21 protein-coding genes and 1 pseudogene are annotated in these 21,912 nt (G+C 70.1%); 9 read left to right on the top strand and 13 right to left on the bottom strand.

Annotated features, from left to right (window positions below; all coding sequences use genetic code 11):
• A partial coding sequence (locus AB0G14_RS31430; RefSeq protein WP_357703705.1) for a transposase family protein occupies positions 1 to 395 on the top strand: 395 nt, incomplete at its 5' end.
• Between the two features lie 174 nt (positions 396 to 569).
• Here AB0G14_RS31430 and AB0G14_RS31435 read toward each other — a convergent pair.
• Positions 570 to 827 (bottom strand): hypothetical protein, encoded by a 258-nt coding sequence (locus tag AB0G14_RS31435; RefSeq protein ID WP_357703707.1) that lies wholly within the window; start codon positions 825 to 827, stop codon positions 570 to 572.
• A gap of 193 nt (positions 828 to 1,020) precedes the next feature.
• Between AB0G14_RS31435 and AB0G14_RS31440 the strand changes: the two genes are divergently transcribed.
• From AB0G14_RS31440 to AB0G14_RS31450, 3 genes are all read left to right on the top strand, one after another.
• Positions 1,021 to 1,152: a hypothetical protein gene (locus AB0G14_RS31440; protein WP_357703709.1), complete on the top strand. Its 132-nt coding sequence runs from the start codon at positions 1,021 to 1,023 to the stop codon at positions 1,150 to 1,152.
• A 137-nt stretch (positions 1,153 to 1,289) separates the two neighbouring features.
• Positions 1,290 to 1,802: a hypothetical protein gene (locus AB0G14_RS31445; protein ID WP_357703711.1), complete on the top strand. Its 513-nt coding sequence runs from the start codon at positions 1,290 to 1,292 to the stop codon at positions 1,800 to 1,802.
• 164 nt (positions 1,803 to 1,966) lie between these two features.
• A complete protein-coding gene (locus AB0G14_RS31450; RefSeq protein ID WP_357703713.1) occupies positions 1,967 to 3,595 on the top strand; it encodes a fibronectin type III domain-containing protein in 1,629 nt (542 codons plus the stop codon).
• Positions 3,596 to 3,945: 350 nt separating this feature from the next.
• On the opposite strand, the gene AB0G14_RS31455 is transcribed toward AB0G14_RS31450, so the two are convergent.
• Positions 3,946 to 4,434, bottom strand: a complete 489-nt coding sequence (locus tag AB0G14_RS31455) for a hypothetical protein (protein ID WP_357703715.1) — start codon at positions 4,432 to 4,434, stop codon at positions 3,946 to 3,948.
• On the opposite strand from AB0G14_RS31455, the gene AB0G14_RS31460 reads away from it, so the two are divergent.
• A complete protein-coding gene (locus tag AB0G14_RS31460; RefSeq protein ID WP_357703717.1) occupies positions 4,421 to 4,837 on the top strand; it encodes a hypothetical protein in 417 nt (138 codons plus the stop codon). The genes AB0G14_RS31455 and AB0G14_RS31460 overlap by 14 nt on opposite strands.
• Positions 4,838 to 4,997: 160 nt before the next feature.
• Here AB0G14_RS31460 and AB0G14_RS31465 read toward each other — a convergent pair whose 3' ends face one another.
• A complete protein-coding gene (locus AB0G14_RS31465) occupies positions 4,998 to 6,377 on the bottom strand; it encodes an IS1380 family transposase (RefSeq protein WP_357703719.1) in 1,380 nt (459 codons plus the stop codon).
• 56 nt (positions 6,378 to 6,433) lie between these two features.
• Here AB0G14_RS31465 and AB0G14_RS31470 point away from each other — a divergent pair, with 56 nt between their 5' ends.
• Positions 6,434 to 6,757, top strand: coding sequence for a transposase (locus AB0G14_RS31470; RefSeq protein ID WP_357703721.1), 324 nt, complete (start codon positions 6,434 to 6,436; stop codon positions 6,755 to 6,757).
• A 74-nt stretch (positions 6,758 to 6,831) separates the two neighbouring features.
• The gene (locus AB0G14_RS31475) at positions 6,832 to 7,494 is read left to right on the top strand and encodes a hypothetical protein (protein ID WP_357703723.1); all 663 of its coding nucleotides are present in this window, start codon (positions 6,832 to 6,834) and stop codon (positions 7,492 to 7,494) included.
• A 23-nt stretch (positions 7,495 to 7,517) separates the two neighbouring features.
• Here the strand turns inward: AB0G14_RS31475 and AB0G14_RS31480 are convergent, their stop codons facing one another.
• Positions 7,518 to 8,078, bottom strand: a complete 561-nt coding sequence (locus AB0G14_RS31480) for a hypothetical protein (RefSeq protein WP_357703725.1) — start codon at positions 8,076 to 8,078, stop codon at positions 7,518 to 7,520.
• Positions 8,079 to 8,627: 549 nt separating this feature from the next.
• On the opposite strand from AB0G14_RS31480, the gene AB0G14_RS31485 reads away from it, so the two are divergent.
• Positions 8,628 to 10,298, top strand: a complete 1,671-nt coding sequence (locus tag AB0G14_RS31485) for an IS110 family transposase (protein WP_357703744.1) — start codon at positions 8,628 to 8,630, stop codon at positions 10,296 to 10,298.
• Positions 10,299 to 10,653: 355 nt separating this feature from the next.
• On the opposite strand, the gene AB0G14_RS31490 is transcribed toward AB0G14_RS31485, so the two are convergent.
• The 9 genes from AB0G14_RS31490 to AB0G14_RS31530 all read right to left on the bottom strand — a co-directional run bounded on the left by AB0G14_RS31490 (position 10,654) and on the right by AB0G14_RS31530 (position 20,537).
• Entirely contained in the window at positions 10,654 to 12,396 is a 1,743-nt protein-coding gene (locus AB0G14_RS31490) for a methyltransferase domain-containing protein (RefSeq protein ID WP_357703727.1), read from the bottom strand.
• Complete coding sequence (locus tag AB0G14_RS31495) at positions 12,393 to 13,136, bottom strand: ATP-binding cassette domain-containing protein (RefSeq protein WP_357703729.1); 744 nt, start codon at positions 13,134 to 13,136, stop codon at positions 12,393 to 12,395. Before AB0G14_RS31495 ends, AB0G14_RS31490 begins: the two co-directional genes overlap by 4 nt.
• The gene (locus AB0G14_RS31500; RefSeq protein WP_357703730.1) at positions 13,120 to 13,917 is read right to left on the bottom strand and encodes an ATP-binding cassette domain-containing protein; all 798 of its coding nucleotides are present in this window, start codon (positions 13,915 to 13,917) and stop codon (positions 13,120 to 13,122) included. The genes AB0G14_RS31495 and AB0G14_RS31500 overlap by 17 nt, the downstream gene beginning before the upstream one ends.
• Positions 13,914 to 14,876 (bottom strand): branched-chain amino acid ABC transporter permease, encoded by a 963-nt coding sequence (locus AB0G14_RS31505; protein WP_357703732.1) that lies wholly within the window; start codon positions 14,874 to 14,876, stop codon positions 13,914 to 13,916. Before AB0G14_RS31505 ends, AB0G14_RS31500 begins: the two co-directional genes overlap by 4 nt.
• A 101-nt stretch (positions 14,877 to 14,977) precedes the next feature.
• A complete protein-coding gene (locus AB0G14_RS31510; protein WP_357703734.1) occupies positions 14,978 to 15,847 on the bottom strand; it encodes a branched-chain amino acid ABC transporter permease in 870 nt (289 codons plus the stop codon).
• Positions 15,848 to 15,875: 28 nt separating this feature from the next.
• Positions 15,876 to 17,084: an ABC transporter substrate-binding protein gene (locus AB0G14_RS31515; protein WP_357703736.1), complete on the bottom strand. Its 1,209-nt coding sequence runs from the start codon at positions 17,082 to 17,084 to the stop codon at positions 15,876 to 15,878.
• Positions 17,085 to 17,128: 44 nt separating this feature from the next.
• Positions 17,129 to 17,725: an ATP/GTP-binding protein gene (locus tag AB0G14_RS31520; protein WP_357703738.1), complete on the bottom strand. Its 597-nt coding sequence runs from the start codon at positions 17,723 to 17,725 to the stop codon at positions 17,129 to 17,131.
• Positions 17,722 to 18,135, bottom strand: a complete 414-nt coding sequence (locus AB0G14_RS31525) for a roadblock/LC7 domain-containing protein (RefSeq protein ID WP_357703740.1) — start codon at positions 18,133 to 18,135, stop codon at positions 17,722 to 17,724. Before AB0G14_RS31525 ends, AB0G14_RS31520 begins: the two co-directional genes overlap by 4 nt.
• Complete coding sequence (locus tag AB0G14_RS31530) at positions 18,135 to 20,537, bottom strand: nitrate- and nitrite sensing domain-containing protein (RefSeq protein ID WP_357703742.1); 2,403 nt, start codon at positions 20,535 to 20,537, stop codon at positions 18,135 to 18,137. The genes AB0G14_RS31525 and AB0G14_RS31530 overlap by 1 nt, the downstream gene beginning before the upstream one ends.
• A 629-nt stretch (positions 20,538 to 21,166) precedes the next feature.
• On the opposite strand from AB0G14_RS31530, the pseudogene AB0G14_RS31535 reads away from it, so the two are divergent.
• Positions 21,167 to 21,817, top strand: a pseudogene (locus tag AB0G14_RS31535) (S9 family peptidase); the annotation flags it as partial.
• Positions 21,818 to 21,912: the final 95 nt, after the last annotated feature.

Raw genomic sequence — 21,912 nt, forward strand, 5'->3', positions numbered from 1 at the left:
ACGAGTACGGGGCGACCCTGTGGTGCGGTGGACACCGGCCAGGCCGGATGCACGACACCACCGCCGCCCGCGTCGAGGGCATCGACGCCCTGCTGGAGGCCTACCCGCAGGTGACGGTGCTGGTCGACGCCGGCTACCAAGGTCTGGCCAAGGACCACCCCGACCAGGTCACCGCTCCGCCGCTGAAACTACGCCCCGGCGCACCACCGGCACGTCAGCACGCGTGGGAAGCAGAGCGTAAACACCAGTCCTCACAACGTATCCCCGTCGAGCACGCCATCGCGGAGCTGAAATGGTGGCGGCAGCTTCAACGCTTCACCGGCCGCCGTGAGCTTCTACCCGAGACCATTGACGCGGTCGCCAGCCTGGTATCCGACCGCATGATCACCTGGTAACCGATCCACATCACGGCAGCCCACAAGCCCTGGCAATTGCGCACAAGATCGTTAATTTGGCTCGTGCGCAGACCGGCTCGGCTGGTCGTGATGGTGATCTTCCCGTCGTGTGGCTCTGGTCGGGCGGCGGTCCCGCGCTCGGGCCGGCGGCGGCCCGGGCGCGGGGGATGATGGTCAGCCGAAATTCTGATTGACGCCGACCACGTCGGGCAGCCGGGTCCAGCCGGTGGGGGTCCAGATCTGCCAGTGCTGGCCGGGGCCGGCGGGTAGATCGCGATGCAAAGCGCGGGCGATCGCGCGGTGCCAGGCGGGGTCGGTGGTCAGCGGCGCGGTGGCGCCGGCGTAGGTGATCGGGTACGGCGCCCCGACCGGCTGGTCGTCGCCGGTGAGGATCTGCTGCATGAGCCGGGCCGGGGCTCGGGAGACGGCCACCCGCTTGGCGACGTCTGCCGCGGTGATGTGCTCGCGAGCCAGCTCGGCCAGCGCGTCGGCGACGGTGGCGGGCTCGCGACGGTGGCGGGCTCGTCGGTGAACAGCCGGGCCGTGGCGGCGTACTCGTCGAGGTCCCTGGTGCCGAAGTCGAAGTCTTCGGTCGGTAGGTGGCGACTCGGTGCGGGTGGTGGGGGTGGGTGGTGTTCCAGCCGAGGAAGCGGTCGCCGAGGTGCAGACGGTGCCGTTGCGCGCGGTCGGGGCCGGGCTGGGTGGGGCCGTCGACCCGGAGCTGGTCCTCACGGGTTTTGTCGCCGGCCGGGGGTGACCCCCGATCCTCCCACCCCAGGCACCCCCCATCTGTCACTTTCCGAACACGCATCGACACATCCAGTTAACGCATGGGCCGGTCGTCGGTGGCAGCCTGACCCTCGACCCACTCACACCCCTCTATGGAGGTTGCTCATGCGGATGCGACGCATCGCCCTCGGGCTGGCCGCCGCCCTCGCACTGTCCGGACTCGTCGGCGCCGGAGTCGCCACCGCGGCACCGGCGGACACGACCCGCCAGGGCGTATCCCAGAACGGTGGCCGGGGCAACGGCACCCAGCCGCCGGTCAGCAAGGCCGAAGCCGATCAGGCCCGGGTCGCGCTGGTCCCCGCCACAAGCGCGGGACTGCCGCCCACCGCGCAGACGTTCTTCGCCGTCGTCGAACCCACCGGCGCCCTCGCCAGGGGCTTCCAGGCGGTATCGGCGACCCGGCTGGGTGTCGGCACGTACCAGGTGGTGTTCAGCCACGACCTCACCGGCTCCGCGTTCGTCGGCACGATCGGCCTGTCCGGCAGCGTCGGCGCCTCGGCCCCCGGCGAGATCACCGTCGTCGGACGCGCCGGCGTACCCAACGGCATCTTCGTCCAGACCTTCAACTCCGCCGGTGCGCTGACCGACCTGGGCTTCCACATCGCCGTCCTGTCGTAACACCAAGCCCCTCGCGTGAGGGCCGGGTCTTGAGCCCTGAACCGCTCAGGACCCGGCCGCATGCCACCGCGACACAGGGTGGCGCAATCCAGCGCTTCTGGCAGGACGGGACTGCCGGCGCTGCAACCGCTGTGAAATCAAGCCAGAAGCCTCGGGAGGACAGTATGGCGCTCGAACAGGGAATGGTCATCGCTGTTGCGGAATGGCTACCCAACGGCAACGAGTGGTGGGCCAATTTTCAGGTCACGTTGACCAACTACACCGATGAAGACACCATCGACCCGAAGATCGCATTCTCCTTCACCGATGCCCACCACATCGTCAACAACTACGGACTCGTCTTCACGCCATCCGAGTCACCAGTGCGCACCATCGAAGGTGTCCTCGTCGCGGAGAAGAAAATCATCCCGGCGCACGGGTCGCAGTCGTTCACCCTCGCCATGCAAAACGGTGGCGTCGGGGCCGGCGAGGACCCCAAGCTGCTACCGCAGACCTTCACCGTTGATGGCCACAGCGCCGACCCGCCCGCCGACGACGAGCCACCCACCACACCCCGCCAGGTCCGCGCCCTCGCCGCCGCCGCGCACAGTCTGAGCCTGGAGTGGGACCCCTCCACCGACAACCTTGCCGTGGCGGGTTACGAGATCACCTTCCATCCGGCCGACGGCCCAACCGCCACGATCACGACGCCCCGGCCCAACGCCACCGTGTCCGGCCTGGCACCGTCCACCACGTACACGTTCCAGGTCCGGGCCTACGACATCTCCCGCAACTACTCCGGCTACTCCGAATCCTTCACCGCCTCCACCACCGAGCCGCTACCCGACCCCGGCGACTGGGACGCCCCCCGGGCACCCTTCGTCGACTACACGGCCTGGCCCAACCCCCAACTGACCGAGTACGCCAACGAGTCCGGCATCGACGGATTCTTCACCGGATTCCTAGTCGCCAAACCCGGCGGCGACAAGAAGGTCTACTGGGGCGGCTACGACAGCCTCGGCGACGCCACCACCAGCACCCACGGCAAGGACGACATAGCCGCGTTCGCGGCCAGGCACGGCAAGACCATCCTGTCCTTCGGCGGGGCGTCCAACGTGCCCCTGGAAGAAGAGGAAACCGACGTCGTCAAGATCGCCGCGACCTACGAAGCGATCCTGGCCAACTACAACGTCAACCACCTCGACTTCGACTTCGAAGGCGGATTCATCCACAACGACGCCGGCCAAGACCGCCACGTCGCGGCCATCTCCCAAGTCCTGCAGGCCCACCCCAGCCTCAAAGTCTCCTACACCCTGCCCGTCGACGGGGCACCCGGAAGCCTCATCGGCTTCAACGACGGCGGGGTACGACTCCTACACCGCCTCGCCAGGGCCGGAATCCAACCCTCCCTGATCAACGGCATGCTCATGGAATTCGGCCAGACCTCACCACCGGACGCCTACGAATGCTGCGTCATCGCCCTCAACGGCATGTTCACCCAGATCTCCGCCGCCTGGCCGGACTGGGCCCCCGCCAAGGTATGGCGCCGCATCGGCGCCTGCCCCATGTTCGGCCGCCACATCAACGGGAAGATCTTCACCCTGCACAACATGCGCCAACTCGTCGAATTCGCCCAGGAACGCCACCTCGGCTGCCTCTCCGGCTGGGACGCCACCCGCGACCGCAACCAGGGCACCCTGCCCGAGTGCGCGGACCTCAGCGGCAACGACCTCGCCAAATGCACATACGTCGAACAACAGGCGTACGAATTCTCCAAAATCATCGCCACGTATCGGCCCGACGACCCCGCCTAACAGACCCAGAGAGGATCGCCAGGACCGTGCCCCGAGCGCCCAGCTCGTCCTCGACGATCCTGCCAGGCCGAGGCGCGCACCGCTGTGGTCGCAGCGCGGGCGGGCGGCGGGGCCGAAGCTCCCTCAGTTACCTGTGGATCTACCGAAAGGGTCAACATGACGCGAATGGAATGGGCTCGGCGACTGCTGCGCCGGTCGCAGGCAGGTAGGCGAAGGGCGAAGTCCCTGCGGCACCTCGGGATGGTGACGGTGACCGCCGTCATCCTCGGGGTCGTCTCGGCGGCGACGGCCGCGACGCCAGCCAACGCGGCTACAACGACCATCTGCAAGAGTTCCCCCATACCCGCTGGCTACGTCATCATCGCCGAGGGCTCATCCATCTCGTGCCCAGGCAGCTTCCCCAACACCTGGACGATCACCACCCCGCCCACCACGGGGACCACGGTGATGTGCAAGGTCTCCGCCATCCCAAGCGGGTTCGTCATCATCGCCCAGGGTTCGTCCATCTCGTGCCCGGGCAGCTTCCCCAACACCTGGACCATCCGCACCCCGGCGACTTCGGCCACCACCGTCATCTGCTCGGTCTCGCCGATCCCACCGGGATACGTCGTGGTCGGCACAGGTTCCTCCATCTCGTGCCCGGGCAGCTTCCCCAACACCAGGACCATCCGGCTGCCCTGATGCCGGACCCGATGAATATTCCCAAAAGAAAGAGAGGACATCATGCCGTTGTCAGTAGCGGACTTCGCGGCGCTCGGGGACACACCGATCACGATCCAGTCGACCTTTTTTCCGAATGTATATCTGCGCATGGACGGCACCGGGGTGACGACCTTCACCGGGTCTGGTGGTGGGACGGTCAACTGCCAATTCGGCGCGGGGCCCTTGGAGACGTTCCAGCTTCGCGCCCAGGCGGACGGTTCGTTCTCCTTCGAGTCGATGGCCTTTCCGAACGTGTATCTGCGCATGGACGGCGCCGGGTTGCCGACCGTCACCTCAGGACCTGGTGGTGGGACGGTCAACTGCCAATTCGGCGCAGAGCCCTACGAGAAGTTCAAGCTTCACGTCCAGGCGGACGGTTCGTTCTCCTTCGAGTCGGCGACGGCCTTCCCGAATGTGTATCTGCGAATGGTCGGCTCCGGGGTGACGGCCCCCACCGACGGCGGCGGCGGGATAGTCAACTGCCAATTCAACGCCAACGGTGGCGGCCACGAAAAATTCCTTCTCAACGTGGCCGACTAACCTCGATGATTCGCGCCTGACGCCGGCTCCTTCGGCCCGGCACGTCTGATCGCTGTTTGTCGATGTGGCCTGGTTCCGGGCATGGTGGCGGGCCGTCTGTCGCGGCGGCGGGCGTGGTCTCCTGAGGTCCTCCGGGTTGTTGGGGCGGTGGCTGAGCGGGTCAGCCGGGGTCGGGGATGGCCGTGATCTGGTTGAACGCGGTGGTGATCTGTTCGGCCCAGGGCCAGGTGACAGGGATGCGTAGCCAGCGGCGGCGTTGGCCGTGCACGAGGCGGGCGGCGGTGTGCAGGATCCGGTAGCGCAGCCGTTTCGGTTCGGCCTTGGCCAGGTCGCCGTCGAGGCCGATGAGCTGCAGCCAGGCGATCAGATCGACGGCGATCGCGGTGGCGATGCACCAGGCGGCGTTGATGGCGAACTCGCGGGAGGGTAGCCGGCGAAGGCCGGTGTCCTTGGCGCAGCGGATCCGGTCCTCGACCCGGGCGTGGGCCCGGTGGCGGGCCTCCAACCACTGCAAGACCCCTGTCGGGGTGTTGGTGACGAAGGCGGTGTAGCGCCAGCCATCCCGGTGCTCGAACAGTGTCAGCTGGGCGCCGGGGTGGGGGCGTTCCCGCCGGACGACGACCCGCGTCCCGGCCGGCCAGCCGGGCAGAGGCAGCAGGCCGGTCAGTTCGGCGACGGCGGCGCCGTCACGCACACCGCCGTCGGCGTCGATCGCCGGCGACCACGCCTCGGCGGGCAGGGCGGTGATGGCGGCGCGTTCGGTCTCGCCGATCGACCAGCCCAGCGAGTACTCCACTTGTCGGCGAGCGGTGTTGCGGGCGGTCAGCCAGTCGAGCACGGCGTGGGTGGCCGCCGCGGAGTCACCGCGGATGAGCAGGTGCCGGCGGTGCGGTGCGGGGACCTGCCCGATGGCTTCGGCGAGCACCTCGAGATGGTCGGCGGCGGTGTTGGCCCCGGCGTTGCCCGGCCGCAGCTTCAGGGCGAGAAGCTCTCCGGTGTTGTCGCAGGTCACCAGGATCGGGTGGAACCCGTAGGTGTGCTTATAGGTGGCTGCGGCGCCTTCCTTGTCGCTGTGCGCGATCACGATCGTGGAATCCACATCCAGCACGACGATCCCGGCGCCGATGTCCCGCCCGGCCGCCCTCGCCGCCGGCGGGCCGCCGAACAGCTGCCACATCCGGGCCCGCACCCTCGCCCTGGCCTTGGCGATACGCCGCAGCTGCACCACGCCGATCTCATCCAGGGCCCGCCACACCGTGGTGTCCGAGGCCACCGACCCGAACACCTCCTGCTGGTGGCGCAGCACGTCGATATCCGCGATCGCTTCCCCGCCGTCAGCGATCATCACCGCCAGGTCCACCAGCACCCGACCCCGGTCATGCACCGGCCACCAACCGGCCCGGGCCAGCCCCGCCGACAACGCTGCGGTCAACCCGGCCCGATCCGCCAGCAACCGCAACAGCGCCGCACCGACGTGCGACACCACACCCGAACCACCCGCAGTGACCCGCAGATCCCGCGACCACGCCGTAAGCTGCACCTCGGAAGTGCCTCCCTCGAAGAGAAACCTGTAGATGTCGCAATCACAAGTTTCCCTTGCAGGGCAGGCACTTCCGCTCATCTACACGCCAGCGAACAGCACATTCCGGCGATCACCATGAATCACCCAGGTTAGCCGTCGTCGGCGGAGGTGGAGTTCGCGCAGCAGCTGATCGAGCGGGCCAAAGCCGACGGAGTGTCATTGGTCGGGCCGGTGGACCCCTCGCCGGGATCACCCGCACCGTCCTGGAATCAGCACTTGATGCGGAGCTGGACGCCCATCTCGACGAGGCTGCTATCGATAAGACGACCGGTCGGCGGGCCAACATCCGTAACGGGCACGGGGCCAAGACGGCGCAGACCGAGGTCGGGCCCGTGTAGATCCAGGTACCGCGGGACCGGGCCGGATCGTTCACCCCGCGGTGGTGGTGCGGGACCGGCCGGAGCGATCGACCGTGGAGGTGCTGGCCACGGGGGCCGGGGAGCTGTCGCCGACGCTGCGGGACGCGGCCGTGCGGTGCCTGCGGTGGAACTCCCCGCAACGGCAGACGCGGCAGAACCCTAGCGAGCGACCCGTCCCGGTGTCCTTGGCCGACCTGGCGGTAGCCATAGAGCGCGGTGACCGCGCACTGGTGTTGTTCATGAACGACGTCGGCTACGCCACCTGCGACGTCGAGTCGCCAGGAACGGACCGCGAGTCCGGCGGGGGCGCCACCGAGCCCTGGCCGAACGGTGAGTGGCTGCCCGGGCCGGTGCAGCGACTGCTGCTGACCTCCACCGAGTCCGACGGCGGGGACGTCAGCGTCAGCGGCCGGGTCAGCCGACGTGTCCACCGGCTCGTGCTCGATCACGGTGACGGCCACACCACGGCAGCCCGGCTCTCCGAAGGCGTGTTCGGCCTGATGAGCAGCGACGCCAGGCTCAGGGCCGGCAACGCCTCGGAACTGGTCAGCTACGACGTCGGAGGCGTGGAGATCGACAGGCGTCCGCTGTTTCAGGCCGAGGACCAACTGGAGTACTGCTACGCGGGTCTCGGATGGGAGGCGGATCTACGGCAAATCGACCAGTGGTTGCCGACCCGCCGAGAAGTGGCGACGGTAGTCCCCGTGGAGGGCTGACCCCGGCCCTCGGGCGTGGGCCGTCACCCGCGGGTCAGCCCTGGTGGCAGCGCGTCCTCGTCGGGTCGGACCTGGCGGGCGTTGGCCACCGGGTCGCGTTCGAGGGTGTGGATCAGTGGTGCCGGGCCGCCGATGCAGGTCCAGGTGTCGTCCCAGAGCGCGGAAACCAGCCATGACCGATCGGCGGGGAAGAACAGGTCGGGTAGCGCTCCGTGCGGGTGCCGGATGTGACCATCGGTGCGCCAGGTGAGAGCTTGCTCGGGACCGGCCTCGACCAGCACGTACGGCCAGTTCCAGTAGAGGAACACCCTCGGGGCGTGGGGGAAGACGACGTCGTGGGCGCCGGTGTCGAGGTAGGCCAGCCACCAGGGCTGGTCGGAGGTGTGCGTGGAGAGGTCCTCGATCAGGGCGTGCTCGTAGACGGCGGCGGTGATGTCGTCGGCCTGGTACGTGGTGGCGTAGGCGTCGAAGACCGGCGGGATGGCGGTGGTGATCGAGGCACCGGCAGTGGTGTGACCAGCGATCCAGCCCACGTCGGCGGCGGCGCCGATGCGCCAGTCCCGCCCGTCCTTGCTGACCTGCACACCGCCATTCAAGCCGCTGCAGCGATGGTTGGCGTGGGAATCAGGCCAGTCAAGGAACGGCGGCCCCGCGTCCCCGTTATGGGCAGTCACGCCGTACGCCTTCCCCGCGCTCGATCGATCCCCGGCTCTCGCACATCGTGTCCGAGGCGCCGGCCAGCGACGGCGGGAGGCTGGGTCGCCGTGCCCGCGGGGCCGGGAGTGGGGATGGCTGTGTGTGTTCCGCCGTGATCGTGGCTGAGCTTCGAGGTGCCACCCGCTCCCGCCTCGCAGACGCGTTGGTTGAACGGGCACGGCCCTCCTGGCCGTAGACCCCGATGCCCGGGAGGGGTGGGTATGGCTGCGTGTGTTTCGCCGAGATTGCTTGGCTGACGGTAGGAGATGCCACCCGCCGCTTCGTCGTCTGCGAGATTCGGTAGACCGCTGATGGAGACCCGCGATCCTGATCGCATTCGTAGAAGGTGCCGGCAAACCCGAACCCACAGACGACGGCCCGACAGAAATCCGATCGAATGAAGGAGAGGCGCGAGGGTGGCGAAGCTGTGGATCGGCGTGGACATCGGCAAGACCCACCACCACGTCGCCGCCGTTGATGGCGACGGTCGGCTCGTCTACTCCCGCCGGGTCGCCAACGACGAGACCGCTCTCCTAGCGGTCATGGCCGAGGTGTCGACGCACGGCCGGCCAGCCTGCTGGGCGGTCGACGTCACCACCGGCCTGTCGGCGCTGCTACTGACCCTGCTGTGGCGGCGGCAGGTCCAGGTCCGCTACGTCTCCGGCACCGTCGCGTTCCACATGGCCGCCGCGTTCGCCGGGGAGAACAAGACCGACGCCCGCGACGCGGTGGTCATCGCCCAGACCATCCGCATGCGCCCCGACATCCCCGTCCTGGAACCCACCGACCGGCTCCTCGCCGAGTTGACCGTGCTGACGGGCTACCGCGCTGACCTCGTCGGCCAGCGCGTCGCCACTCTCTTCCGGTTGCAGGAACTGCTCACCGGGATCAGTCCCGCGCTGGAAAGGGCCGTGGACCTGAACCGGAAGGGGCCGATGATGGTCCTAGCCTGCTGGCAAACCCCGGCGGCGATCCGGCACGCCGGCGTCGACCGGATCACCGCCCTGCTCCGCCGCGGCCACGTCAAGAACGCCATCCAGGTCGCCGAGGCGATGGTCGCCGCCGCCCGGCAGCAGACCGTCACCCTGCCCGGCCAACGCGCCGCCGCCGTAGTCGTCGGGCAGATGGCCACCGAGATCCTCGCCTTGGAGCAGCGCATCGCCGCTGTCGACGACCTCATCGCCGAGCAACTCGACCAGCACCAGCTGGCGCCGATCATCGGGAGTCTGCCCGGCATGGGCGCCCTGCTCACCGCCGAACTGCTGGTCCACACCGCCGGCATGACCGAGTACGACAGCCCTGCGAAACTCGCCGCCCACGCCGGCCTGGCACCTGTTTCCCGCGACTCCGGCACGGTTTCCGGCAACCACCGGCAGCCTCGTCGCTTTCACCGTCGGCTGCGGCACATTCTGTGGATTTATGCCACGGCCTCCGTCTACGCCGAGATCGCCCATCGCCTCGGCTGGCTCGAGCTGGATCGGGCGTTGTCGGCGGCCGAACTCGAGCAGTTGAGTACCGATGTCGGCAAGTGGGTGACGCAGGATCGAGCGCTGCCCGAGGTCATCGAGACCTTCGGGCCACCATCGCTGTGGATCGGCGGAACCAACCCCTTCTGTCCCAAGACGCTCGCCTACACCACGGCCGAGCCCGGCCACGACCTGACCTGCTTCCACCTGTGGAATGACTTCGCGGATACCCCAGCCGGGGCAGGGCTGCAGGGCGTACACCCCGAACCGGTGGTTCTCGCCGTGCGCCATCGGCCAGGCATGTTCCCTGACTCGTTCTCGTTCACACCGGAGGGCCTGCACCGCAGGCCAACTGCTGACCAGCGGAGTGTCGCGTTCAGGTCCACCGTTTGGATCTTCCATGGTGACCGCGCTCGTTACGCCTCCGGGGTGTTCGACACCCTGGAGGCCGCGCTCGCCTGGGCAGCCGAGCACCAAGTGACCGGGACCCTGGCCGAGTACGCCAACGGGGGCGCCTACGACATCACTGTCAGCGAAGGCCGTTTCACGCCATCGAAAGCGCACCACGGGACCGCGGACCACGTCGCCGCCTTTGGTCCGGGGTTACGCCACTTCCACCTAACCGATGGCTGTCAGGATTGACGGACATCCATTCGTGCCGGGAACGCGATCTGGAAGGGCCGCCGACGCCTGGCCCAACGGCGATCTCATCTCGACGACCTTGGTGAGTCCCCGTCGGGGCGGAGCGGGCAGCGCCGACCCGGCGGCGTGACGGGCAGTCTCGGCGTGTCCGGCCCGGCGGGGACAGTGCGCTGTCATACGACGAGCGTGAAAGACAGGCCCAAGTGACGTGGGAGCGTAGGACATGTGCTGGGGCTGGATGAAGAACCGAGGTGTGGCTCCGCCAGGTACTTCGCGGCGAGGGGTCGCGCACATGGCCCGATACCTCCCGGCCCAGCCGGGGGCGACCGGCTTCGGCCGCCCCCGCGTGCCAGGTTCAGCGGGGCTTGCGGGCGGTGGTGGATGCGAACTGGTAGCCGCGTACCAGCACCGTCGGGTCGGCCATCAGCTCGGCGAACCGGTCGAGCTCGTCGTGGGACAGATTTTCGGCGAGGAGCCGGTCGCGTAGCTGGGTGGCGTTGTCGGCGTACAGGCGGCACCCGGCGCTGCCCCCGGCCCAGGTCTCGGCGGCCCAGCGGGTGTGGACCTGCTCGAAGCCGTTGGCAAGCAGGACCGACGGAACCTTGTCGCCCCAGTGCAGGTCGACACCGCGGCCGGCGAGGACGTCGAGGATGGTGTGCACGACGCGGGTGATGAGTTCGTTGTCGCTGTCGGCGGGGGCGTGCACGGACACGGGTGCGTAGACGATCTCGCCGAGGACGAGGTGCCCGCCGGGGCGCAGCGCGTTGATCATCTGGTGGAGCAGCAGGTACCGGTTCGGTAGGTGTTCCAGGACGCAGCGGGCGGTGGCGGTGTCGATGGTGCCGGGTTCGACCGGCAGCGGTTGAGTGCGCAGGTCGCGCTGGTAGACGTCGAGAACGCCGGTGGGGTTGAGCATGCTGGTGTCGATGTCGACGGCGATGACCTTCCCCGCCTGGCCGACCAGTTCACACAGATGCTGGGCGATGGAGCCGGCTCCGGCTCCGACGTCGAGGGCGGTGTGCCCGGCGGTGACGCCCAGGCGGGTCAGGTCGTCGAGGGTGACCGGGTCGAGCATCTCCTGCAGGGGATGGAGCTGGTGGGGGCTGTTGCGGAACTGGTAGCGCTGCGTGGGGGCGGTGGCCGTCATGGAGTGGCTCCTCGTGTCGTCGTGGTGTGGCAGGCCAGGGGCGTGGTCAGCAGCCAGTGCTGTTGCGGCCGCGGGTGCAGGGGTCGGGGTGGCGGGCTGGCCGGGGGAGGGCTTCGGGTTCCCACCAGCGGCGGGTGGCGTGGCTGTGGTGAGGTAGAGGAGGTAGGTCTCCGCGCGCCACCCGGAGGGACCCAGGTGGGCGGACTCGTAGGCGAGGACTTCCCCGGTGTCTGGGTGCAGGACGAGCAGGGCGCGCCGGCCGCCGCTGGTGGCAGCGACGGCGATGCCTGGGCGGCCGGACCGGTCGAACACGCGCGGGTAGTAGGTGAGCGGGCTCAGATTGGCCAGAACGGTCAGGGCGGCGGCGCGGCCGTCACGACGAGGGCTGTACCAGGTCGACAGATACGCCAGGTTCGCCAGCACCTGCGTGGGATCGGCTCGTGGGAGCTCGTTGATGCCGAGGTCTTGCCGCAGCACGTCGGTGCGGGTGAAGGGGGCGATCAGTCCGATGTGGTACAGGTCGCCGGGACGCCACCAGTCGTGGGTGACCGGAACGACGCTGGCGGGGTGCTGGGTGGCGAGTTGGCCGCCGGACCGGTCGTCGCCGCGCCACCGGACCACCTCCCGTACCGCCGCCCGGTAGCGGGCGGGGTTGTTCCACTGCCGGTAGTGCACGAGGTCATACGGGCCCGTAGCGGTGTCGCACGGGCTGACCCGCAGGTGTGCGGCCAGCGCCCGCAACCGGGGGTGCGCTGGTTGCGGGTAGGACACCTGGCTGCCCTGGTGGCCGGTGGTGCCGCGCGCCGCTGCAGGGCGTGGCTGCGGGGACGCTGAGGCGGGACAGTGCCTGGCATCAGGTTGGGCGTGGGGCGGTGCTGGCGCTGTCGCGGCGGGTACGGCGGTGGCGGCCAGCACCACCAGGGCCGCCATTGCCGCGGTGGCGGGGGTCACCCGTGTGCCTCCGCACGGGTAGGCAGGGCGGGTGAGGTCAGGGCGAGGTGGTCACGCAGCGCCTGCTCGGCCTGGCCGCCGCTGGTGGTGATCGGTCCGGTGAGGCGTCCGCCGGCGAGGACGTGGACGGTGTCGCCGAGGGCGGCGGCGGCGCGGGCGTGCGGGAGAGCGGCGAGGACGGTCACGCCGTGGCGGGGCAGGCCCCGCAACGCTTGAGTGACATGCGCGGCCATAGCGGGGGCGAGTCCTTCGGTGGGTTCGTCGCACAGCAGCAGCCGCGGCGCGGTACGCAGGGCGCGGGCGATGGTGAGCATCTGCTGCTCCCCGCCGGAGAGTTGGTGGCCACGGTGGCGCAGCCGGGCCCCAAGGGCCGGGAACATTTCCAGCAGTTCGTCCACGGTCCAGGTGCGGCTGTTCGGGCGGCGAGCGGGCGGCCGGGTGACGGTGAGGTGTTCGGCGACGGTCAGCGACGGCCACAGGCGCCGCCCCTGCGGGGCGAGGGCGATGCCGGCGCGAGCGGCGCGGACAGGCGTCCAGCCGGTCACGTCGCGGCCGTCGAGCAGGACCCACCCGGTGGTGGGGCGCAGGTGCCCGGCGAGGGTGTGCAGCAGGGTGGTCTTCCCGGCGCCGTTGGGACCGACCACGGTGTGCACGGCGACGGCCGCCAGATCGACGTTGATGTGGTGGAGGACGGGGGTGTCGGCGTGGTAGCCGGCGGCGAGGTCACCGATGCGCAGCATCGTCACCCCCGGTGCCGAGGTAGAGGGCGGCGACGGCGGGGTCGGCGCGCACGATGTCGGTGGGGCCGTCGGTGTGGCGGCGGCCGTGGGCCAGCACGGTGGTCCAGTCGGCGAGGGCGGCCACGACGTCCATGTGATGCTCGACGAGCACGACCGCCATCCAGCCGGGCAGACGGCCGAGGATGTCGAGCAGGCGGGTGGTGTCGGTGTCGGTGAGGCCGGCGGCGGGCTCGTCGAGCAGCAGCACGCGGGGTTGCCCGGCCAGGGCGACGGCCAGGTCGAGCATGCGGCGGTGCCCGTGCGACAGCGCGGCGGCCGGGTAGTCGGCGTACTCGAGCAGGCCGACGAGGTCGAGGGCTTCCAGGGGCGTGCGTTCGGGCTGGTGGCGGTGGTGCCAGCCGCCCATGCGCACGCAGTCCAGCACAGTCAGGTTCGGGTAGACGCTGGGGTGTTGGAAGGTGCGGCCGATACCGGCGCGGGCCCGCCAGGCGGCCCTGCGGCGGGTGATGGCCTGCCCGTTGTAGGTGATGGTGCCGGCCTGTGTACGGGTGGTGCCGGCGAGGATGTTCAGCAGGGTGGACTTGCCGGCGCCGTTGGGGCCGATGACGGCGTGGCGGTCGCCGGGGGCGATCGTGAAGGTGTCCAGGTCGAGGACGGTCAGCTGTCGGTAGGCGTAGCGCAGGCCGGTCGCGACGAGGCCGTTGCCGTGAGCGCGGTCGATGTCACCCGGCTTACGCTGCGACGGCACGCCGTCGGGGTCGATGCGGTGGACGGTCCTCACGGGGTGCTCCTGGTGGCGGTTTGGGCCGGGCCGTCGGACGTGTGAAGGGCGGGACAGCGCCGGCGGTGACGACGGATGGGGAGTCTGGCCGGTCGCGCGGGAAGGGCGGTCAGGCCGCCGGGCAGCAGGTACACCGCGGCGACGAAGAGGGCACCGAGCAGCAGGGGCGCGTGGCCGGGCAGCGGGGCGGCGACCACGTCCCGCACCGTGAGGACCGCGATTGCGCCGGTGGCGGCGCCGGGCAGCGACATGGCGCCGCCGATGACCACGGCGAGCAGGGCGAGGGCGGCGGTGGTGAATCCGACGTCGGCGGGGGTGATCCACCGGTGGGTGTGGATCAGCAGTGCCCCGCCGATGCCGGCCACCGCGCCCGCGCCGGCATGTACCACCCACAGGTAGGTGGCGACCCGGTGGCCGCTGGCCGTGGCGCGGGCCTCGTTGGCGCGCACGGCCGCCAGCAGCGTCTGCCGGTCACCGCCGAGCAGCGCCATAGCAACGGTTGTCGCGGCGATCGCAACGACCGCGGCGTAGAGCAGCACCGTGCGGTCGGCCAGCAGCGGCGGCAGGCCGGGCAGCAGGCGGGGAGCGGGGATCCCGGCGAGCCCGTCGGTGCCGCCGCTCACCGTCCGCCACTGGCCGGCGGTGATCGCGGTCAGTTCCACGGCGGCGAGGCTGAGCATCAGGAACACCGTGGCGCGGTAGCGGACCAGCACCGCGCCGATCACCCCGGCGGTCAGTGCTCCCGCTCCGGCCGCCGCCAGCAGGTGCAGCGGGGCAAGGTCGGTGCCGGCGAGGGCGAGCCGGGCGGTGGTGTAGGCGCCGGCCGCGTACGGGGCGGTCTGGCCGAGGGTGGGCAGGCCCGCGTGGCCGGTGACCGCTGCGACGCTGACCGCCAACACCGCCAGGGGCAGCATCCGTGCCGCAGTGGCGTGCAGGTACGGATCCGGTGACAACGCCACAACGCCCACCACCGTGGCAGCCAGACCAGGTGCCGCCCACGGCCGCCCGCGTCGCGCTAGCGCCCGCACCACCGTCGTCAACATGTCGTGCCGTTGACCGCTCATGCGGATGCCCGTCCGGGGAGGCTGGTCCGGCGAGCCAGCAGCACCACGGCCATGGCGGCGATCAGCAGGTACGGGGCAACCGTGGGGAAGGACGTCACGCCGACGGTCTGCACGAGCCCGACGGCGAGAGCGGCGGCGAGCGCGCCGGGCACGGAGCCGAGACCACCGCAGACCACGATGATCAGGGACAGCAGCAGGGTGGTGTCGGCGGTGTGCGGGCCGACGCCGAGGATCGGGGTGGTCAACGCCCCGGCGAGACCGGCGAGAGCCCCGGCGGCCACCAGCACCGCCGCGTCCACCAGGCGGGGGTTCACACCGATGCCGGCGACCATGGCCCGGTCGTCGACCGTGGCCCGGATGAGCCGCCCGGCGCGGGTGCGGTGCAGCAGCACGTACCCCGCCGCGACGACCAGAACGGCGATGCCCAGCACGGCGAGCCGGTCGACCGGATACCGGTGCCCGGCAACCCGCACGGTCGTCTCCAGCACCCCGGGCAGGCGGGGTCGCAGGGTGTCGTGGCCGTAGGCGGCGGTGAGCAGTTCCGCGCCGACGAGCGCGACACCGAAGGTGAGCAGTGCCTGGTCGAGATGCCCACGGCCGCGCAGTCCGGCGGTCGCGGCGGCGAGCGCCCCACCACCGGCGGCCCCGACGAGGGTGGCGTAGCCGGTGGCGAGGGCGAGGCTGGCCCATGTTCCCGAGCTGGTGGCAGCGGCGACGTAGCCGCCAGCGGCGATCAGGGTGCCGTGCGCGAGGTTGAGCACACCCCCGGCGCCGAACGCGACGGTCAAGCCTGCGGCGGCAATCGCCAGGAGCAGCCCGTAGGCGACCCCGTCGACGGCGGGTATCAGGTAGGCGTCCACGCGCACCGCGCCTCTCTCATTGTGGCTGTCTCGGTCAGGGCAGGGTGGTGAGGTCCTGCAGCAGGACGTTGGACAGCACCGGGCCGTCAGGCTTGACCTCGCGCAGGTACCAGCGCTGCACCGGACGGTGCTCGGTGGGCTCGAACTGCCAGTCCCCGCGCGGCGATACGACCCGCCCGACCTGCCCGATCGCGGCGTTGAGCTTCTCCCCGGTCACCTGCCCGTCGACGGCGGACAACGCCCGGTCGAGGACGGCGGCCGCGTCGTAGGAGGCCATCGCGAACGTCGTCGGCTGCCCCGGGTGTCCGGCGGCGGACCAGGCGGCGACGAACTCCTGGTTCGCCTGGTTGCCGAGGGTGGGGCTGTAGTTGAGGACGTTACGGATCCCGGTTGCGGCAGGACCCTGCGCGGCGAGTACGGACCCTTCGGTGAGGAAGCCGGCGGCGTAGAGGGGAACGTCGCGCAGGTCGGACTGGGCGTACTGCTTGACGAACGCCACCGCCGCCGCACCGGCGTAGAAGGTGTAGACGGCCTTCGGCTTCGACTCGGCGGCCCGGTTCAGGTACGGCAGGAAGTTCTCCGTCGCCGGGAACGGGGTGAACAGCGTCTTCCCGTCCGGGTTGGCGAGTCTCCCTCCCAGGCGGGTGAAGGTGTCGGTGAAGCCGCGCAGCTCGTCCCAGCCGCCCTGGTAGTCCGGACCGATCGCGTACACCTCACCGTCGCCGACCTGCGACTTGATGTGGGAGGCGATGGCGATGCCGGGCTCGTCGGAGTTGTAGGAGGTGTGCCACGTGTAGCCGAGGTCGCGGGGCTTGCCGCCCACCGGCGCGAACGCCGGCCTCGCGTTCGATCCGAGCAGCGGAACCATCCGCTCGGTGGTCAGGGTCTGCACCTTGTCGACCGTCGCGCCACCGACCAGGCCGGTCAGGGCGACGACCCGGTCGCGTTCGAGGAGCTTCTGCGCGGCCGGGACGGCCGTGGCCGGACCGTCGCCCTCATCGCCGACGACCAGGTCGATCTTCCGGCCGCCGAGGTTGCCGTCGTGCGTGTCGAGGTAGAGCTGGAAGCCGCGTCGCATGTCCTCGCCGACGGTGGCGTAGGTGCCCGACAGCGACACCAGCAGACCGACACGGACCGTGCCGGAGTCGGTGGCGGTGCTGCTGCACGCGGCACCCGCCAGCAGGACACCGGCCACGGTCAGGGCGGCGAGTGCGCGTCGCGCGCGTGGGCGGGGAACAGACATGGAAAGGGCTCCTTCGTGCGGGGTGACGGGCGGGTTCCGTGGGGTCAGGACTGCGTGGCCGCCGAGCGAGGCGTGGCGCGGGTGAGAACGTGCTCGACGAGCGCGATCAGCAGCCGGCGGACGCTGTCGCGGTCGCGGGCGTCGATGCCGACGATCGGCACGTCCGCAGTCAGTGCGAGGGCTTCACGGATCGCGGAGACGGGGTAGGGACGGGCGTCGGGGAACTGGTTGACCGCGACGACGTAGGGCAGCCGGACGTGGTCGACGTAGTCGAGGTGCCGAAACGAGTCCTGCAGCCGACGGGTGTCGACAAGGACCACCGAGCCCGCGGCGCCACGGACGATGGCGTCCCACATGAACCAGAAGCGGTGCTGCCCCGGGGTGCCATAGACGTAGAGAGTCACACCGTCGACCTCGAGACGACCAAAGTCCATCGCCACCGTGGTGGTGGTCTTGGCCGGGGCATAGGAGGTGTCGTCGGCGTTGCCGGGCGACATGGCGGCCTCGGTGGTCAGCGGCGCGATGTCGGAGACCGCCCCGACGAGGGTGGTCTTGCCGACGCCGAACGGCCCGGTCAGCACGATCTTCAAGTTCGGCGGCGCGCCCGCAGGTGGGCGGGCCGCGATGGCGCGTGTGCTCATCGCCGGCCGGCTCCCACCACGGCGAGGGCGCCCGCGAAAGCGGGAGTGAGCTGGTCACCGACCTGGTCGGCGAAACGACCGAGCTCTTCGGTGACGAATGCGAGATCGGCGTCGCGGGTGGCCAGGGTGAGCAGCGACGCGCCGGTGCTCACCGAGACCAGGATCAGGAACCCGTGAGCCAGCTCGGTCAGGTTGCCCTGCACCCCGCCCGCAGACAGGTTGCGGGCGGCACCGTTGAGCAGGCTGTTCATCCCGGACGCCACCGCGGCGAGGCGTTCGGCGGCTTCCCGATTGAGCCCATCGGTCCAGGCCAGCAGCAGCCCATCGGCAGACACGGCCACGGCCTGGCTGATCCCGGGCACGCGGGCGACCAGGTTGTTGTTCAGCAGGTAGCTCAGATCGTTGCTCATCACGAACCTTTCGGCTGGGGAGGACGGCGGCCGAGGCCGCGTTGGTAGGCGGCTGCCGTGCGGGCCAGGCCGCCAGGTGGGCGGCGCGACGGCTCGGCGGCGGGCATGGCAGGCGGATGAAACGCGGCCATCGGCTGCCGCTTGGGAAGGCCGTTGGGCGTGGTCGCCGTGCCGTCCGCCGGTGGAGACGGAGTTGAAGCCGACGGCATGTGCACCGTCGCGCCCTCGACGAACCACGCCGGTGGTGGCAGCCGCCGGGCCGCCTCGTCGAACACAGGCGTCGACTCCCGTGCTGGTGCCGGCCGCAGGGCCGGGACAACCGGTAGCGGCTGAGTCGGACTGTCGGTCGTGAGCCGGGCCTGCGACCCCCGTCGAACGGGCAGTGTTGGCGGCAGGTCGCTCTGCCGGCCGGACGCGCTGGTGGAAGCGGGCAGGGTCAGGGTGGACGCCGGGGTTCCGCCGGGTGCCCGCCGGCCCGCGATCGGCCCGGTGGGCAGGGCCACCGGCTCAGCGACCGCGACGAGAAGCTTCTCGGCGGGAATCTCGACTTCCGCGACGGTGCCGTGCGGCTGACCCGGCAGTAGTCGCACCCGCAGGCCGTGCGCCGCGGCCAGCAACGCGACCGTCGCCAGCCCCTGCCGGCGGATGTGCTCCACCTCGATCATCGGTGTCGGCGCGGCCAGTTCCCGGTTCAGCCGCTCCAGCAGGTCCGGCTTGATCCCCGTGCCGAAATCCGTGACCTGGATGATCGCCCGGTTACCTAGCAGGTGCCCGGTGACCAGCGCCTCACCAGGGCTGTAGCGGGTGGCGTTGTCCAGCAGCGATGCCAGCAGGTGCACCAGGTCGTCGATCATGGCCGGCGGCACCAGGACTCGCTCGTCGATCACTCCGAGGCTCACCCGCCGGTACTCCTGGATGCGGCCCTGCGCTGCCTGCGCCACCGTCGCCAGCTCCGCCGGCTGCGGATGCACCGCCCCCAACGATCGGCCGGAGAGCACCAGCAGGTTCTGCACGAACTGCAACAACTGCGCGGCGAGGTTGTCCACCGCGAAGAACGTCGCCAATGTCGCGGCGTCCTTCTCCTCCCGCTCGGCCATGTCCAACTCGCGCAGCAGCCGGTGCGTCATTCCCTGGCATCGCCGCCCCACCGCCTCTACCGCGCCAGAGGCGACCCGTCGCTGCCGGGCCAGGTCCGTCGAGATCCGGTACGTGCTCAACGCCAACGTGTCGAACGCGGCAGCCACCTCGTCCACCTCGTCCCGCGTCCTCGCTGCCGCGGCAAGCGCAGCCGGCGGAGGTGGCATCGACTGCACATCGGCTGGGTCCGCGGCGTCGATGCGGCGCACCAGTTCAGGCAGCTCGCGCTCGGCCACCCGGGTGACCGCGTCGCGGACCCGCCGCAGCCGCCGCGCCAACGCCCGGCCCTGCCGCCACGCCAGCGCTGCCGCGGCGGCCACGAGCGACACCGCCGTACCCGACAACACACCGGTGGTCACCCACTGCTCGGTACGCTGCCGATCCACCTCCGCAGCGATGTCGCCGTCAACGCGGGTCTGCACCTCGTGCAGGCGATCACGGCGCTCGCTCGTCGCCGCCGTCCACGCCCTGGCGTCGACCCGCAAACGCCGCCCGACCTGGGTACGGGCGACCTCGTCGTCGAAACGCTGCGCCGCCAGCACCTGCGGCCCGGTCAACGCTTGGTCCAACCACGACCGCCACCGTGCCGACGACCGCTGCGTCACCGCCAACAGTGCCTCGTCGTAACCGGCCCGCGTCGCCGCCAACTCCGCCTGCACCGCCGGGGTCAGCACCACACCATTGCCGGTAGCGACCGACACCTGCTGGATACCCACGTACTCCGCCGCCCGGGACAGCGCCGCCGCCACCCGCAGCCGATCCGCAACCGCGCCACCGGCACCACCTACCTGACCGACGCTCTCCCGCACCGTCAAACCCTGCGCGATCAACACGTGGTACCGGACCAGGACCGCCGTCAACGACGTCGACCGCGCCCTGACCTGCTCTCGAAGAGCCGGCAACAACCGAAGCTGCTCATCGAACGGCCCAATCAACTCGCTCAGGCCGGTGGGGTCCACCCGGTCGCGGTGTTGCCGGTAGGCGTTCACCGCGCGGTCGGAACCTGTCACCTGCTCCAGATAGGCATTCAGGCCTGCCTGTGGATCCGATACCAGACGGGCCGCCAGCTCGCGCTCCCGGCCGAGCTGATGAATCGCCTCACCCGCGCTCGCCGACACCGCGACCAAAGACTGCAATCGGTCGGCGCCGAGCGCCTGGCGGCTCGTCGACGCCACACCCCACGCGGCGAAGACGAGGGTCGCCGCCAGCGGAATGAACAACAGGAGCGCAAGCCTCCTGGCAACAGGCACGACAGTCCTCTCCATCTTGCTGTGCCACCTGTGAATGGCCCTACGCCCCGAATGGTCGCTCGATTTGAATGGCTTGGTCGATACCGAAGATGCGGACAAGAGCAGTTGTCCGCATCGGCTTTCTACTCGCCAAGATTGAACCGGCGATGGGCAGTTCGAGAGCGGACATCCAGCGGCAGGTAAAGGCGCTTGGGCGTAGAGTCGGCCATGTCTGAACGCTCGCGCCGGTCGGAGGCCCGAAACCTTCGCTGGGCCCTTGCCGGTGCCCCTACGACCGGTTGACGAGGCCCGCTGTCGTCCGGTCGCGCGTCGAAGTCGTTCGAGGAGGACCCGTGAGGCTGGCCGACAGGATCGCTGCAGTGTCGGTGGACGACGCCGTCCGCGCCTCGGTGAGCTATGACCAACTGCGTAACGGTGATGGCGGCCTGTACTGGCTGGAGACTCGCCCCGAAGCCGGCGGGGTTGCGACGGTGACACGTTGGCGGCCCGGCGAGGGCAAGCGTGATATCAGCCCGGAGGGCTTCGATATCAGCAGCGGCGTCCACGCGTACGGAGGCGGATCGTTCGCTGTCACCGATGAAACGTTGTGGTGCGTCGGCGGAGATGGCCTCTACCGGAGCCGCCGGCACGGCGAGGAACTCGACTTGGTCAGCCAGGGATCCTTCGGTGACCTGACGATCGGTGACGGCGAGTTGCTGGCTGTGCGGGAGTCGGAACAGGGTGACGAACTCGTCGCGGTATCGCTCACCGGTGCTCCGCAGATGCGGACTCTCGCCGTGTCTCGAGGGTTTCTCGGTGCGCCTCGGCCAGGTCCGGAGTCGTTGGCCTGGGCCGCGTGGAGCGAGCGCGACATGCCCTGGGACGCGTGTGAGATCTGGGTGGCCTCCTACTCGCCGCGCGGCGTCGTCGAGGACCCGGTGAAACTGGCCGGCGGCCCGGATGCATCGGCGGTGGAGCCGCGGTGGGGACCCGACGGGGCGCTGTACTTCGTGTCCGACCGTAGTGGCTGGTGGAACCTCTACCGGTGGGACGGCCACCAGGTGAAGGCGGTGGCACCGATCGCGGGTGAGTGCGCCGCAGAGCCATGGGAGCTGGGTTACGCGTCGTACGGCTTCCTCGACGACGAACGGATCGTCGTGGCAGTGCAGGAGGGGCCGCGACACCGCCTTGTCGTCATCGAGCCCGACGGCACTGTCCGCCCGGTCGACCTCCCGTACACGTCGATCAAGCCGTATCTGGCCGTCCGAGGGACGACGGTGGCGTTGATCGGATCGTCACCGACCGCAGCCCCACAGGGGTCTGCTGCACCGATAGGTGACAGTTTTAGTCACGCGGCCTGACTGGCCAGTGGGGTCATGATGGTCTCGTACTCGATAGGGGTCAACCGGGA

Source organism: Micromonospora sp. NPDC023814, from assembly GCF_040639595.1.
GTDB lineage: Bacteria > Actinomycetota > Actinomycetes > Mycobacteriales > Micromonosporaceae > Micromonospora.

Coding starts and splice junctions, on each gene's coding strand:
- AB0G14_RS31445 (WP_357703711.1), top strand. CDS start 1,290: ATGCGGATGCGACGCATCGCCCTCGGGCTGGCCGCCGCCCTCGCACTG.
- AB0G14_RS31450 (WP_357703713.1), top strand. CDS start 1,967: ATGGCGCTCGAACAGGGAATGGTCATCGCTGTTGCGGAATGGCTACCC.
- AB0G14_RS31495 (WP_357703729.1), bottom strand. CDS start 13,136: ATGCTGCGCATCGGTGACCTCGCCGCCGGCTACCACGCCGACACCCCC.
- AB0G14_RS31515 (WP_357703736.1), bottom strand. CDS start 17,084: ATGTCTGTTCCCCGCCCACGCGCGCGACGCGCACTCGCCGCCCTGACC.
- AB0G14_RS31520 (WP_357703738.1), bottom strand. CDS start 17,725: ATGAGCACACGCGCCATCGCGGCCCGCCCACCTGCGGGCGCGCCGCCG.
- AB0G14_RS31525 (WP_357703740.1), bottom strand. CDS start 18,135: ATGAGCAACGATCTGAGCTACCTGCTGAACAACAACCTGGTCGCCCGC.
- AB0G14_RS31530 (WP_357703742.1), bottom strand. CDS start 20,537: ATGGAGAGGACTGTCGTGCCTGTTGCCAGGAGGCTTGCGCTCCTGTTG.